The 13,739-nt window shown below is 55.3% G+C and carries 14 protein-coding genes; 6 read left to right on the top strand and 8 right to left on the bottom strand.

Annotation, left to right across the window (positions count from 1 at the left end):
• Window positions 1-69: 69 nt before the first annotated feature.
• From QZ869_RS19165 to QZ869_RS19155, 3 genes are all read right to left on the bottom strand, one after another.
• On the bottom strand, window positions 70-1,269 hold the full coding sequence (locus tag QZ869_RS19165; protein ID WP_296081782.1) for a hypothetical protein: 1,200 nt from the start codon (window positions 1,267-1,269) through the stop codon (window positions 70-72).
• 75 nt (window positions 1,270-1,344) lie between these two features.
• Window positions 1,345-1,830 (bottom strand): ABZJ_00895 family protein, encoded by a 486-nt coding sequence (locus tag QZ869_RS19160; protein WP_296021681.1) that lies wholly within the window; start codon window positions 1,828-1,830, stop codon window positions 1,345-1,347.
• A 7-nt stretch (window positions 1,831-1,837) separates the two neighbouring features.
• On the bottom strand, window positions 1,838-2,329 hold the full coding sequence (locus QZ869_RS19155; RefSeq protein WP_296021678.1) for a hypothetical protein: 492 nt from the start codon (window positions 2,327-2,329) through the stop codon (window positions 1,838-1,840).
• 369 nt (window positions 2,330-2,698) lie between these two features.
• On the opposite strand from QZ869_RS19155, the gene QZ869_RS19150 reads away from it, so the two are divergent.
• Complete coding sequence (locus tag QZ869_RS19150) at window positions 2,699-3,163, top strand: hypothetical protein (protein WP_296021676.1); 465 nt, start codon at window positions 2,699-2,701, stop codon at window positions 3,161-3,163.
• 590 nt (window positions 3,164-3,753) lie between these two features.
• Entirely contained in the window at window positions 3,754-4,158 is a 405-nt protein-coding gene (locus QZ869_RS19145; RefSeq protein WP_296021673.1) for a hypothetical protein, read from the top strand.
• Between the two features lie 1,546 nt (window positions 4,159-5,704).
• On the opposite strand, the gene QZ869_RS19140 is transcribed toward QZ869_RS19145, so the two are convergent.
• Window positions 5,705-6,601, bottom strand: a complete 897-nt coding sequence (locus QZ869_RS19140) for an ABC transporter ATP-binding protein (RefSeq protein ID WP_296106770.1) — start codon at window positions 6,599-6,601, stop codon at window positions 5,705-5,707.
• Between the two features lie 73 nt (window positions 6,602-6,674).
• Window positions 6,675-7,388, bottom strand: coding sequence for an IS6 family transposase (locus QZ869_RS19135; protein ID WP_296106686.1), 714 nt, complete (start codon window positions 7,386-7,388; stop codon window positions 6,675-6,677).
• A gap of 9 nt (window positions 7,389-7,397) precedes the next feature.
• Between QZ869_RS19135 and QZ869_RS19130 the strand changes: the two genes are divergently transcribed.
• The gene (locus QZ869_RS19130) at window positions 7,398-7,811 is read left to right on the top strand and encodes a MarR family transcriptional regulator (RefSeq protein ID WP_296021841.1); all 414 of its coding nucleotides are present in this window, start codon (window positions 7,398-7,400) and stop codon (window positions 7,809-7,811) included.
• Between the two features lie 8 nt (window positions 7,812-7,819).
• Window positions 7,820-9,499 carry an FAD-dependent monooxygenase gene (locus tag QZ869_RS19125; RefSeq protein WP_296106683.1) on the top strand — a complete coding sequence of 560 codons (1,680 nt, stop codon included), beginning with the start codon at window positions 7,820-7,822 and terminating at the stop codon, window positions 9,497-9,499.
• A 123-nt stretch (window positions 9,500-9,622) separates the two neighbouring features.
• Here QZ869_RS19125 and QZ869_RS19120 read toward each other — a convergent pair whose 3' ends face one another.
• Window positions 9,623-10,270: an NAD(P)-binding domain-containing protein gene (locus QZ869_RS19120; RefSeq protein WP_296021666.1), complete on the bottom strand. Its 648-nt coding sequence runs from the start codon at window positions 10,268-10,270 to the stop codon at window positions 9,623-9,625.
• A 17-nt stretch (window positions 10,271-10,287) separates the two neighbouring features.
• Entirely contained in the window at window positions 10,288-11,082 is a 795-nt protein-coding gene (locus tag QZ869_RS19115) for an inositol monophosphatase family protein (RefSeq protein ID WP_296021663.1), read from the bottom strand.
• 76 nt (window positions 11,083-11,158) lie between these two features.
• Between QZ869_RS19115 and QZ869_RS19110 the strand changes: the two genes are divergently transcribed.
• On the top strand, window positions 11,159-11,761 hold the full coding sequence (locus QZ869_RS19110; protein ID WP_296021661.1) for a TetR/AcrR family transcriptional regulator: 603 nt from the start codon (window positions 11,159-11,161) through the stop codon (window positions 11,759-11,761).
• A 114-nt stretch (window positions 11,762-11,875) separates the two neighbouring features.
• Here the strand turns inward: QZ869_RS19110 and QZ869_RS19105 are convergent, their stop codons facing one another.
• The gene (locus tag QZ869_RS19105) at window positions 11,876-12,211 is read right to left on the bottom strand and encodes an EthD domain-containing protein (RefSeq protein ID WP_296021658.1); all 336 of its coding nucleotides are present in this window, start codon (window positions 12,209-12,211) and stop codon (window positions 11,876-11,878) included.
• On the opposite strand from QZ869_RS19105, the gene QZ869_RS19100 reads away from it, so the two are divergent.
• Window positions 12,204-13,232 (top strand): AraC family transcriptional regulator, encoded by a 1,029-nt coding sequence (locus QZ869_RS19100; protein ID WP_296021656.1) that lies wholly within the window; start codon window positions 12,204-12,206, stop codon window positions 13,230-13,232. The two genes, QZ869_RS19105 and QZ869_RS19100, sit on opposite strands and share 8 nt — an antisense overlap.
• The last annotated feature ends 507 nt before the right edge of the window (window positions 13,233-13,739 follow it).

The following is a 13,739-nucleotide window of genomic DNA, read 5'->3' as shown; positions in this document are numbered from 1 at the left end:
GCCTTTTCAATTCCGATTTTTGACATCCCGCGGTTTGCCGCCCTTCTTGATTGCTTCCTATCCTGGCACTCATTCATTGGCTGTGACCTTGATCAAGAACAGTCCGGGCAACATGTCGGGAGAATTTCGCGCTGTAGTAATTATGTCTTGCAGCTTTAAAGGCTGCTTCGGCTGGGTGGAAAGTTCAAAGTTCTGCGGTTTTTGAAGGAATGCCGTCACTGCTGCTGTTAGATCGTCCACCAGAACTTTGCCGAGAAGGGGCTGTAATTCTGTGAGTTTCTGCGTAGCAGAGATAGACATCAGCTTGGCTGTTGTAGGCGCATCCATTTTCCCCTGCCCCGCCAGAGCGATGAGACGCCCCGTGATGCCATCGTCCTCAAACCTGATGCGAGCGGAATGAAGACTGACCTGCTGCGATAGATCAGTCATCGCAGCTGTTAGAACATGGGCCTTCATTTCCGGTTGGCTCGCATATTCCTGTTCGGCTTTAGCAGTCGCGTCTTGCAACGCGTAAATCGCCTTCAACGTGTAGCCGGAAACATCGAAACCGAGAGTCAAAGTGCCGATGTCGCCAATTGAAAGTACATTGTCGGCAAGCGTCAAGCGACCGTCGGCCAGCGTCCAACTGCCCTTTGTCCTGAAATATCCCCGTCCTTCCGGCACTCCGATCGCCTTCCAGGTTGCTCCGACCTCGTCAAGCGCATCAGACGTATCTTCGAAGGACACCAACAAGTCGTCGACGCTGCCATCAAAACCGAGCCCCGTGTCATCCGGCTGGCGTGTCGCAGTAAAATGCGAACTACCAAAGCGCAGGCGTTCACGCCCCTTATCGATAAGCGAGACGGCACCGGTTTTCATCACTTCACAGAATGATATTTCGTTAAGCGTTACACCTTTGGGATTACCTGAAATCTGACATTTTTGCAGTTCCACACCTTCGTAGGAAAAGCCTACATCCTCTTCTGCCAGCTTAAAATCCGGCAAGGACAATCGGCCAATGACATATCCACCGCCAGCGAGCGGCTGTACGTCTTCGAATGTCAGGTCACTGATCTCGAGGCTGTCATGCTCGAGTGCAGGAAACGTCAGCTGTACGGATTTCAAATGGACGTCGTCGCCGTTCACTTCGACACTGCCGGCAGACACGATTGTGCCTTGCGGCTTGGTCAGCGAATTAATGACATTCAGAAAACGTTGTCCGTCCAGCGCGTGCGCGGAGGTGGCGAACATCAAACCGGCGAATGAGCCGATCACCAACTTTGGCATCATGAGAATTGAACCTTTGATAAAAGTTGAAGGAGGCGCGTACGCCGTGGCAACCGCAATTTGGCAAAGATAATGCGGTCAAGGCGATCGGGAGACGTTGTCACCGGCCCGCTTTTGGAGGTACTGCCTCGCAGACCGCGCGCCCAGACTGAAGCAGATCCGGCAGCCCAGCAATTCGATGAGCAGCATCATCGCGATGAGCGCAAGGATAACCCAGCGATAGGTTGAATAGAGAGTCAGATCCTGGGACGACAATATCTCGCCCCCCATTAAAAGGATAATCAGCGAAACCAGCGCCGTCATCACGACCATCACGACAATGTTAACGAGCATAAACAAAGCGGATACGCGCCACGCCAGCGTAGCCTCGGGTAAAATGCCTGTGCGCTTGTAATAACGATCGCCTGCAATCAGCGAGGCTGCAGAAACTATGACGATACCCATCATGTGCGCGGGCGGCGCAAAACCAAGTAGGACGTCCATTATGAAGCCAGTTGCAGCATAACCCAGCGTAAAGCCAAACAGCCAACGGGTGAAAACGGCCGCGATCTCTTTGTCGGACACAGAACACTTAGTCACGATGTGTTACCCGGGCACGGAATTTGTCGCACAAAGCAAAATATTCGTCTGCGCTGCACGTAAGCGTCATCGCTTCACTACCCATCCTCTTTCCTCTTGCCCGCACAACGACAGTGGCTCCGGCTGTGATGAAAATGACGCCAAGACTATGCCAATCGTTTTCCGTGATATCCTTCCAGGTTGCGGTGGGATGGCCGGGAAAGGTTATCCCATCGGCTGACAAACTGATTGCAGGCGATGCGACATGCTTCCAAAGCGGCAGGACCCGAACACAAAATAGGACCACCGCGAAACCGGAAAGCCCAATCAGCCAGTAGATGGTGTGATCGAGCGGCACCCGCGCGCGATCAGCGAACCGCGCATAAGCTATAAACCCGAGAACGGAAGCGAAACCGAGAATGATCGTCGTCATAACGGTTAATTTTATGGGCGAGCGATAGATATTGTGAGAAACAGACGTACTCACTGAACCAGAACCTGTCATTTGCGACACCTTGCAAAATTTCTAACTGGGCGCTTGTGCCGTCGTAACATCGACATTCGCAAACAGCCGGAGAACGATCGGCTGCGGAAAGACATATATTTTGGCAAACGCCTGCCTGAAGTCAGGCAACAGATCATCCTGCACAAGTTGCATAATTACAAATTTTTTGATTTTATGAATAAGTATAAAAATTTTCTATTTGACCTTGCTGAATTCCATTGCCAGCTTCCAGTCGCCGTTCGCGATCCGCGGTTGGAATGTCAGTTAATACCGCTTTAAATCAGCAACGTAACTGCCGCCAGCAGCTATAAGCGGCTATCTTTCTTCGAGAGAAGACAAAGTGCGACAGAAGAAGTGAGGAGCCATCGAATGCCCACCTGTTTGCCCAAGATCGTCGCTGGATTTCTCTTGATACAGCCTCAGATTGCGAAAGCGGAGTTCGCCAGCTTAACAATGGTGGACCTCCCCTCTATGGCGAGGCGGCTTGTCGAAATCGCCGCAAAAAAGGGACCCGATGGTGTCAAAGATCAAACGGCGGTGGGCGCGGACGCGGAGGTTTACGCCAGACTGGTAGCGCTTCGCGAGAAGATGACGGCTTTCTACAATGCGGGTGACAAGGCGGGATTGGACCGATTGAAGGGCGATTTCAGCAGAATCGCGAAACAGAAAGATTATGACTTGTCGTGTCGCCTCATTGCCACAGGCTCGGAGCGTCAGATTAAGTACTATGTTAAGGCTCTAGATGCCGACACAGCAGATATGAAGAAAATCGCCCTTGGTGGCGTCGCTTTGGCAGAGGCCTCAATAAAAGGAAACCTTGAAGATTGTGGGTGAGGCTCTGGATACGGCCGCGGCTGTTGCCATACGGAGGCGACACTTCAATTGGCGCGACTCGGCTTTAAGGGCTTTGACCGGCATCAAATCGCGCTAACAGATAGAATGCCGGACGGACGTGACGTCTTGAGGTTGATGTCCTGCAAACTCGATGACCCAACAACCTATGCTGTTGTGATCGATTTTGGCGTTGGAGCAATTTGGAACATTGAGGGAGAGACAGTCATTTTTCAAACGGATTCCAAAAAGGTCGAGCTGCCGATGAACAGCGACGGAGAGTTTCTTGTGATGGGAGGTGTCCGGCGATCACGGCCGTTCTACCCGTAGTCTCTACGACAAAAGCGAGCTTCACTGTAAAAGGCATCGTCGCGACGTTTGATCTTGCAGCCGCTCAATATCTCGTTATTCGTTTTAAAGCTCTTTGCCATCCAAGTGTAATATGAACTTCAACCGGGCTGCACAAAAGCGGATTTAGGGCGTGTCGTCGTGGACAATTTCTGCGAAGTCGCATCAACGTTGTAAGACTATTTGCGCAACCGAAAGCGAGCCACCAATCCACGCATGGCAAGCAGGAACACGAAAAGAATAAAATGAAGATGCAACGCAGTTACATTTATTTTATGCGATGCGTTTCTGGTTTTTTGTTGGCACCTTTAGTATCTGCCGGCTTACAAACACTTCTAATGGGATCTCACGGCGCAGCGCTAATCCTCATATTTACCTATCCGTTCAGCTGGTTCCTCGGCATACCGTCATTCCTTGTGGCGCGTCACCTTGGCCTCACGGATTTAAAATCAACGGTTCTCGGCAGCTGTGTTCTGGGCTTTTTTGCGGTAGGTTTGACTGTACTTATTGGAGGAGGCCAAGCGGGTGGGTTCTCTGCGCTGTCGGTCACTTTTGGCGCGCTTTTTATCGCACTGCATGCCACACTAATCGGTGCCTCCTTCTGGTTTATTGCGTTCGGGCGCTTCGGCCCAACCCAAAACCAAAGATGAATTCAAGCATGCATTGGGCCCTGAACCGGAGCTTCGCCTTGCCGGGCTTGCCGCCAAGCGAACGCCGCCGCGTCAAAGGCCATCGGACGCAGGCATATCTGGACTGCGTGGAAGCATCTAGCGGGCGACAGCGAGGCCTCGAGCGCCATCGCCCAAATAGGCCCAACTCCAAGTATGCTTACGAGCCTGTTGGCGACAACATCGCGCTAAGATTTCCGACCCATCTCGATATCCATGTCGCGAACTTTGTCCTGTGTGTTGACGGTTTTATAACCAGTAATAAGCAAGTGGGACGCGCCGCCTATGTTGAGCTAAAATTCTTGCCCCCATCGTGCTGGATGCCTGAGCCAAACAATATCGTAGCCCACATCAAGGCAATTATCCTACCTTTTTTCGACTTTCTCGCTTCTAATGGCACCAACACAACCGTCTTCGTACAAAGGCGACGTGGCGTGGGAAGTATCCACTCAATAGCCAACATTCACCGTGTCGGTTACAACGCCGCCATATTTTTCCCGGGCGATGTAAAGGCGATCTCTACTTGTCGGGGTATCCGATGGAGTCGATGAAGGTGCCAGAGTTGCCGACAAAGCCCTATGCATCAGTAACGAAGAGCGGCTGGCGGTGGCGCCAGCTCGGTAAACCGTGCGGCATTAAAATCATGTAGGCGTGAGAATAAATTGTGAGGTCTAACGTCACCAGATCGGAAGCCGCTTTTTGCGAGCCGATAAATGCATCCCGCTCGTGCAAACACTAAATCGCCACCATCCCACTCTGCCCAATCCGTTTCCGGAAGATCGACAAGCAGGGCTCCACCCCTGTCAATCACGCGGTAGTCCAGCCCGTACCAAGCTTTTTGACTGCGGCCGATCGAATGAAGAATCATCTGAAGGCTCCGCCCGTTCTTAGCCAATTTTTGTAGAACGCGGGGCCTTCGGAAACTGTGAACGGTTGACGCGTTTATCGCATTGACTTGCTCCTCAGCTGCATCGATCACCCGCCAACCGTCACGCGCAAGTCTGTCCCCGTTGATGGGTTCATCTTCTCCACGTCCCGACCAGACACCGCACGGGTAAACTCGCATTCCTCGCTTTAATCCAAATCCTGGTGCGAGCGACCAACTGCTATCCTCAAACTCATGATTCAGGAGCAGAGTATTTTCATCTTGAAAGAGACCCCCGCCGCCCCACGCGTCTCCTTTGGGCCAAAGCGACAAGGCTGATAAGAACGGCGGCTTTGATACGGCAGTCCAACTTCCATAGGGAGCACGATTTGTTGCAGCGAAATAGACCAATAGTTTTCCGGACGGGCTAAGGTCGCAACGTCTTTCGTAGATGCGCCCACTAAACCATTGGCCATGTTCAAATGTGTCAGTTCGTAAGTCCCATCGGATGAGCTGTACCAGTCGGCTCGGACCGCGCCGAAATACGACACCCGTCCTCGCTGACCGCGCCAAGATCGCGTAGAGCCTCGGTGCAAGTCGGCTCCGAAATGGGTCTACAGACTGATTGCAGCCAAGCATTCGATCTTTCTCCTTGCACACTGCTCACCGGTCCCTGTTTCCAACGGCACGATACGTCGCCTTCTTGTCGTCAACAAGTTTAACACTTTGGGGAACATCCTTCGCCATCCGAGGTCTGACATCGTTCTTACCTGAAGACAAGTCGAGGATTTTGTCGGTATTTAGAATGATGTTCGACCGATGGGTCACCGCTATGATGATGGTATCTCTTGCGGTTTTACGGAGGTTACTAAAGATGCTAGCTTCGGTGTGCTGATCCAATGCCGAACTAGCCTCGTCCAAGATCAGGACTTTGGGCCTTCCCAACATTGCCCGAGCTATAGCCAATCGTTGTCGTTCCCCACCGCTCAGCAACTGACCCCGTTCGCCGATGAGGAAATCGAGACCCTGCTCGAGACTCGCGAGTTTAGAGCCTAGCTGAACTTCCTCCAGAACCTTTGTGACGTCAGCGTCCGGATAATCGCGGCCAAAACGTACATTGTCTCGCAGGCTCATGTTCATCATCATGGGCTCCTGCGGCACATATCCTAATGATGAAAGATATGATCCGCGTTCGATGTCTTTCAGTTCTACATCACCGACTCGAACCGAGCCTTCATAACCTTCATTGATTCCAAGCAGAATGCTCAGCAAGGTTGATTTGCCAACGCCTGACGGTCCCACGATAAAGTTTATACCGCCAGTTCTAAAGTGTGAGGAGGCTTGGTTGAGGATAGCAGGCACCCCTTGAGCATAGGCGAACGAAAGGCCCTTGATTTCGATGTCGGAAACAACGCCGGGTTTAAAGAGCTGAGAAGGCTTCGTCGTGTTCTTCTGCTGATGTTGATCTAGTTCGTCTTGGAACATTTCCGCGAGAACACGTGCTGTAGTGTATTCCTCGATAGCGCTCGCAATCATTTCGAAAGGACGATTGAGCTGCACCAAAATCATTCCTACTAGGGGTGGCGTCGCCTTAACGGTTTGGAGCGCGCGGTGAAGACGTGTGTCGCGTGTTTCAGACGGCAATCGACAAAGCGATTTCCCGCCAGGTCGAGGTGGCGTGAGCGCGAAGCTGGCGATAGTCTGCGGCGGTCAGAAATTTCCGGTGGAGAAGAAAGAGATTGGCAATCTGGCCGTGAGTTGAGACGAAACGCTGACATTGTCGCGCGGACTTGAAGCGCATCATGCGTCGCTCTCGTCGTCGCACTGCAAGATGAGAATTCTCGGCCCGATTATTGAGCCCTTTGTGCGAGCGATGTTCGACGCCCGGCATCAACTGGGATTTTGCGGCAGAATAGGAACGCAGCTTGTCGGTCACCATCACGCGCGGGGTGGCGCCCTGGTTCTTGAGCAGCTTTCTCATCAGACGCAGGGCGGCCCTCTTGTTCCTTCGGCTTTGCAGCAGGGCGTCAAGAGCGTAACCATTCGCATCGACGGCGCGCCACAGCCAGTATTTCTTTCCCTTGATCGTCACCACCATCTCATCGAGTTGCCACTTGTCGGCAAAGTGACCCCGTGAGCACCGCCGGAGCTGATAAGCAAATTTCAAACCGAACTTCGCCGCCCATTCCGAGACGGTCTGGAATGAGACGTTGATGCCGCGCTCCGCCAACAGATCCTCGACGTCGCGCAGGCTCAGCGGGAACCGAAAATAGAGCCACACCGCATGGGCGATGATCTCGGCAGGAAAGCGGTGGCGTCTGAAGTGGGCTAGCGAGGTCTCGGTCATCAAAGCCCGATATCAAGTCAGTGCAAAAAGGCCGTTAAGGCGACGCCATCGTGGCAGGTACTCGGTGCCCTTGGCTATTCAGCGGCCCCTCTGCCCGTAGCCCATATCGCCCGCAACATGGGCCTGACCCGCCAGGCTGTGCAGCGCGTGACTGACCTGTTGGTTACTCAGGGTTTTGTGCGGCTGGAGCCCAATCCCCATCACCGACGCTCCAAGCTCGTGGTGCTCACCGCTGCCGGACACGCGGTGCTGAAGCAGGCCGAAACCGCCGTGCGTCCCCTTGACCAGCGCATCCTGGCCCGCATCGGCGAGCAGCGTCTTGCGATCGCCATGGACGTCCTGCGCGAAATGAGCGCGGTGCTCGACGAAAGCTTCGATCTGGCGGCGCATGCCGGCGAACCCCATCATCATAACGAGGAATGATAGAGATTATGTCCCATAGAAGTGACGGCTTTGATGCCGATGTCATCATCATTGGCGCGGGTCCCATCGGTCTCACCACCGCCTGCGCGCTCGCTCATCATGGCGTCGATTTCCGCCTGTTCGAAAGGCGTAAAACGCCGCGTACCCACTCGCGCGCCAATAATGTCTGGGCGCGTCCGCAGGAGCTTCTGGCAAGCATCGGCGTGCGCGATGCGCTCGCGGAAAAATCCTACCGCATCACCAAGGTGAACACGCTTCTGAACGGTCGTCCCGTCGATCCGGTCGATGTCGCGGCTGTCCCGAGCCCTTATGGTCCGGTGCTTTACAGCGGCCAGAACGTCATCGAAGAAACGCTGTCGGCCGAGATCGAGAAGGCCGGCCGACAGGTCGAGCGCGGTCGCCAGGTCCTGTCTTTCGTGCAGGACGCAGACGGGGTGCTGGTCACCATTGGCACGGTCAGCGACGATGAAAACCAATCCGTCGTCGAACCTATTGAGACGCTGCGCTGCCGCTACCTAATTGGCGCCGACGGCAATTCCGGTTTTGTACGGAAGGAACTCGGCCTCGAATTCAAGCACGAAAAGCTGCCGAACGTCATCAGCCGCCAGATCGACGCAAAACTATCCTGGCGGCGCTCCATCGATCGAGACCGGATCTGGCTATTCTACTTCCACCGTGGGTTTGCCGGCGTGCTGCCTGTGTGGGAGGGCTATCACCGGATGTTCTTCCTGTCCGATGACACCGGCATTCCCGATCGGGACCCAACGCTTGAGGAGTTGCAAGCTCTCGCTCGAGAAGTGACGGAAGACGAGACGCTGACCTTAAATGATCCGATCTGGATCAATCACACCCGTTTTCAGCATGGCGCCGCAGAGCACTATGCGAAAGACCGCGTGTTTCTCGTTGGCGATTCCGGTCATGAGTCGCTGCCGACCGGTGGTCAGGGCATGAACTCCGGCTTCCACGACGCTGTCGCCATCGCATGGCGAATGGCCATGGTGCTCAACGGCAAAGCCGGCAGAGCAGTGCTTGATTCCTATGATTCGGAGCGGGGAGGAGAGCATCGTCGTCTCGATGACCAGCAGCTCCGCGGCTTCAAGAACAGCATCTATCGCGGCTCCCTCAAAGACGCCGCGATGGATCTCGCCGCCCGTGTCATTCCTGACATCGGAACCCTGATCCAGGGCACCGACGACCTGCAGCAATTGTCTGTCAGCTATCCAGAGAGCCCGCTGAACGAGGACCAACTCACTAGCCTCACGGATAAGATTACGAGTGGAAGTCCCAAAGCGGGTGATCGGGCACCGGATACCCAAGTCATTGCCACGGACGGCAGTTCCACGACCCTGTTTCAACAGATCTATAACCCGGGTGGACTGAGCTGGGGCTGGTCGCTCCTTGCGTTTGACGGACGAGACAAGGAAGCGCTTCCCGTTTTGCGGCAGGCTTGCAGACAAGTTGCTGATTGGGATTTCGTGCGACCAAAATATGTTCTCGCAGCAGCCACGCCGGAAGAAGGCGACCTTATTGCCTTTTCCGATCTGGACCATGAAGCCCATGCGGCCTATGGGCTGAACAAGGCTTCGCTGATACTGGTGCGGCCGGATGGGCATATCGCCTATCGCGGCAACGCAGATAGGCCCGAAAATCTGAGAGACTATTGCCAGAGGGTCTTCGGTGATCCGTGAGTGGCGCCAAGTGCTGACTGAGGACAACGCGGCACAGAGGTGTCAGGATGCAAGAGGCGACGCGGTGTGGAACGCTCAACCCCGAGCGAGGGTTGAGCCGGACGGCGTCGTGCGTACTGAAGGTCAGCTGACCGGCGATATGGCGAACGGCTTGAAGCCCGTGACTTTCATCACATCGGTCGCCAGCAAAATGACGGCTTCTGGACCGCGGGCAGTTTCAATACTGCCGAGGTCAAGTATCTGTGTGTCGACCCAGCCCATTTCGATCAGCAATGCCCGCACCGTCGCCTTAGCGTCTGCGTCGTTTCCGGACAAATACACAGCAGGCGATCCTAAGACCATCGCCGGATTGCTCATCACCGGCGCCAGCATAGTGTTGAGCGTTTTGACCACACGGGTCAGCGGGAGTGCCGACTGGAGGCGTTCGGCGAGGCTGTCATTAAAGTAGAGCATGCCAGACGGCGCGCCGCGCTCGTCTCTTCCCGTCGCATTGGCGACGTCGACGAGGAGCTTTCCAGCAAGCGCATCCGCCATTGCTCCCAGCCTGTCAACGCTGCTGTCGCCGGGTGTAGCGTTGAATACGACGTCTGCCGCAGCGATTGCATCGGGGTGCGTAGCGAAGCGGACTTCAGGGCCGCTCCAGCTGGCAGGGTGTCCGGCATCACGAACACCGATGATAATCTGGTGTCCCGATTTGGCGAAACCCGATGCGAGGCTCGTTGCAACGCGTCCGGCCCCGAGGATTGCGATAGTTGACGGTGTTTTTATCATTGGATCTACTAAGAGGTTCATGAAAGGACAGCAAGGAGGGCAGGCTCCAGCGTGGCAGGACCGGCGAGAAAATCGGCGGAGGCTGCAGTCCAGCGCTCGCCTGTAAGGTTGACGACTCTTCCGCCTGCCTCGCGGACGAGTAGCGCCCCGCCGATCAATCCGGCGCGCACACTGCCGTGCTGCCAAAAAGCGTCAAGCTTCCCGGTCGCGACATCGATCAGTTCGACCGTGCTGGGTACGGACAAACGCACCAGCAAGGCCGCATCGAGCAACTTTGCCGCCGACTTTATCATTGCCATGCGGACGACTTCCGGCTCACCTGGGCTGGCCTGCCCGCTCGCAATGATCGCGGCCGACAGTTCTCGTTTGGCCGAGACCTTGATTGGCTTGCCATTGAGGAAAGCACCTCGCCCAACGACCGCGGTGTAGGTATCTCCCGTGAGAGGCACATCGACTACCACTAACATTGGCTCGCCGTCGCGGACCAGTGTCGCTGTCACAGCCCAGCCAGGTCGACCATGCAGATGATTGACGTTGCCTTCAGCGGGGTCAACAACCCACCAATCGCCGTCGGGAAGCGGGCCCTCCTCCTCCTCATCAGCTGCCCACTGCGACCCAGGAACGGCGGCAAGCAGGGCATCCCGCAACCCAGCCTCTACAGCAGCGTCGTTGGCTTCAATGCCACCGAGAAGTTCCGCAAGGGTGGTCGGCGGGGGGATGGTGCGAAAGCGGGTCAAAAGTGTCTGGCCGGCCCATTGTACGGCACAAGCGACCTCGGCCAGAAGGGCGTTATTGTCTTCGATTGGGATCATTCTCGTGGACTTCTAAAAAGGGAATTGATGCAGTAAGGTTATCCAATCCAGCCGCTGCCCACTACTCGCATTTTTCATGACGAAAACACCCGACCACAGCGCCATGAAACCGCGTAAATCCGCGCGCCAGGCGCGTTCGGCCGCCACCGTAGAGGTGATCATTGAAGCCGCGGCTCGCATTCTGGAGACCGGGGGACTGCCGTCATTTACCACAAACGCCATCGCCGAGCGGGCCGGGGTGAGCGTGGGATCGCTCTATCAGTACTTCCCGAATAAGGATGCGATCACGCGGGCGCTGATCCGTCGCGAGCTGGAAACATTGGAGCTGGCAGTAAAGCAGATCGATGTGACCCAGCTAGGTTCGTCCGCGCTTGGCTGCTTCTTGCGCGTCGCGGTAAACCAGCAGCTGCGCCGACCTGTGCTGGCGCAGCTGCTTGAGGTCGAAGAAGGTCGGCTCGATGCCGAAGGCGATATCGATCCGGTGCGCCAACGGGTTTCAGTTGCTCTCTCTGCTATCCTCACGGCCAGCGGACATACCGCTGCACCTTATCTGGTGCAGGATGTTATGCAGCTTGTCGCCACCTTGGTGAATGCCGCCGCGTCACGCGATGAGCGCGATGAAGATCGGATATTATTTCGGATCGAGGCAGTGGTGAGCGCCAGAATCAACGTGGATTGATCGCAGGCAGATGCTGGGGTTTCTGCACCGTCACATCATGTTTTTTGGACGTCGATCAGCCGCTCTGATGTAAAATGTTTTCTAGCGGCAGCTGCGAATAGGTCCATGTCTCGCTTATTCGACCACAACGATTTCCTGAGAAATCATCCGCTGTGCCGTCGAGAGGTCAATGAAATTGACGTGGTCGGGATCAACGATCGTTTGGAAGTTCTCGGAGAAGTAGAGGGCATCTATGTCCTCGACGCTGTCGAACCAGGCCTCTACTAGCGCATCATAGCTCGGTTCCGGCCAATTCGGTGCAGCAATCGGAAACGAAACAACAAACCGACGAATGAGCTCGGCTTCCGGAATAGCGAAGAGCAGCGGCGCGTGAACATCGCGACGATAGGCCTGAAACTCCTCGACGCTCATTCCCTGCTTTCTTTTAAATGTGATTGCCATCTTGATCATTGGGATCTCCTGCTTGCTTTACCTTTTTCACACCTGCGTAGGCGGAACCGAGAGATATCTTCCCAAGGCGATCCGATCCATAATAGAAAGTCCTTCATTCTTTCGCGATTGTCCCAAAATGCTGATAGATCCTCTGTCCGAACTGATCTCGCTTCTGAAGCCACATACCTCTGTGGCGGGCGGCTTCAACCTTGGTGGCCAATGGTCTCTGCAATTCGAGACACACGAAGGCATCAAATATTTCGCGGTGGTCTCGGGCTGCTGCTGGCTTGCCGTCGAAGGCAGGCCCGAACCTGTTCTGCTAGAGGAAGGCGACTGCGTTCTCCTGCCAAACGGACAACGATTCCGATTGGCAAGGGATCTGGGTTTCGAGGCAACACCTATTGGCCAATTGTTAGAATCCGACTGGAGCGGCGGGATCGCGACCCTGGGTGGCGGCGCTCACACTTTGATCCTGGGCGGGCATTTTGCATTTTCAGGTGACTATACCAAGATGCTGATGGGGGTCATGCCGGCGATCATGCGCCTGCGCGATGAGGATGAAAAAGCAGGTTTGCGCTGGTCCCTAGACCGTATGCGGCAGGAATTGACGGGAACGCAGCCGGGTCACGGGCTTGTGGTCCAAAATCTTGCGCATCTTCTCCTGGTTCAGGCCCTCAGGCTCTATCTTTCAGATGCCGGCGAGCGAACCGGCTGGCTGTTTGCCTTGGGTGATCCAAAACTGGCTCCGGTGGTCCAAGCAGTTCACGCGGAGCCTGGCGCGCCGTGGACCCTGCCGAAACTTGCCAAAATAGCTGGCATGTCGCGCTCCAAATTTGCCCTCAGGTTCAAATCAGTCACGGGTTCGTCACCGGTCGATTATGTCCTGCGCTGGCGGATGCTGCTGGCATGTGAATACCTGACAGAGGGGAGGCTCTCCTTATCGGCGATCGGCGCTACGCTTGGCTATCAGTCAGACTCTGCATTCAGCACGGCGTTCAAGCGCGTGATCGGATGCGCGCCGGGAAAATACAGGAGGTGACCAGGCCGAACTCTATCGCTTCGCTGCTCTGCTTGCCCCAAGGCAAGGCTGCAGGAGCAGCTGTCCCGCGGCACGTTCTCCATGATGTCTTCCGCACAATAGGCAGCATCAAGCCAACATGGAGAACGGCACGGATAAAGTTCCTCAAAACGGGACAGCTTTCGGCGCATCGAGCATTGGAAAAATGCTCTTCAATGACTCAGAGAGTGCCAATCCATCCAAGCATGGCGGCATTCACGTCATCCGCGCGATCCTGCATGATCCAGTGGCCCGCATTTTCCCAGACATCAACTTTCGACTTCGGATGAGAAAACCACGGCGCCATTCTTGTCGCCTGCACATGGTCTCGGCATAGGTGATAGAATGGAACGGAAAGTCGGCGGCAAAACGCTTCGCTCTGCTGACCCATTCCGACCTGATCTTCACCAACGAACAAAGGTCCGAAGGATTCTCTGACGACATGAGGTGGCATGCCCTTCACGCGGCGCGCATGCCAGTGCCTGAGCG

Origin of the sequence: uncultured Agrobacterium sp. (genome assembly GCF_913777885.1) — a bacterium.
Taxonomy (GTDB): Bacteria; Pseudomonadota; Alphaproteobacteria; order Rhizobiales; family Rhizobiaceae; genus Agrobacterium.
The sequence above is the reverse complement of the archived record's forward strand: the minus strand, read 5'-3'. Positions and strand labels throughout refer to the sequence as shown.

Coding starts and splice junctions, on each gene's coding strand:
- QZ869_RS19165 (WP_296081782.1), bottom strand. CDS start 1,269: ATGATGCCAAAGTTGGTGATCGGCTCATTCGCCGGTTTGATGTTCGCC.
- QZ869_RS19155 (WP_296021678.1), bottom strand. CDS start 2,329: ATGACAGGTTCTGGTTCAGTGAGTACGTCTGTTTCTCACAATATCTAT.
- QZ869_RS19150 (WP_296021676.1), top strand. CDS start 2,699: ATGCCCACCTGTTTGCCCAAGATCGTCGCTGGATTTCTCTTGATACAG.
- QZ869_RS19145 (WP_296021673.1), top strand. CDS start 3,754: ATGAAGATGCAACGCAGTTACATTTATTTTATGCGATGCGTTTCTGGT.
- QZ869_RS19135 (WP_296106686.1), bottom strand. CDS start 7,388: ATGACCGAGACCTCGCTAGCCCACTTCAGACGCCACCGCTTTCCTGCC.
- QZ869_RS19125 (WP_296106683.1), top strand. CDS start 7,820: ATGTCCCATAGAAGTGACGGCTTTGATGCCGATGTCATCATCATTGGC.
- QZ869_RS19120 (WP_296021666.1), bottom strand. CDS start 10,270: ATGATAAAAACACCGTCAACTATCGCAATCCTCGGGGCCGGACGCGTT.
- QZ869_RS19115 (WP_296021663.1), bottom strand. CDS start 11,082: ATGATCCCAATCGAAGACAATAACGCCCTTCTGGCCGAGGTCGCTTGT.
- QZ869_RS19110 (WP_296021661.1), top strand. CDS start 11,159: ATGACGAAAACACCCGACCACAGCGCCATGAAACCGCGTAAATCCGCG.
- QZ869_RS19105 (WP_296021658.1), bottom strand. CDS start 12,211: ATGATCAAGATGGCAATCACATTTAAAAGAAAGCAGGGAATGAGCGTC.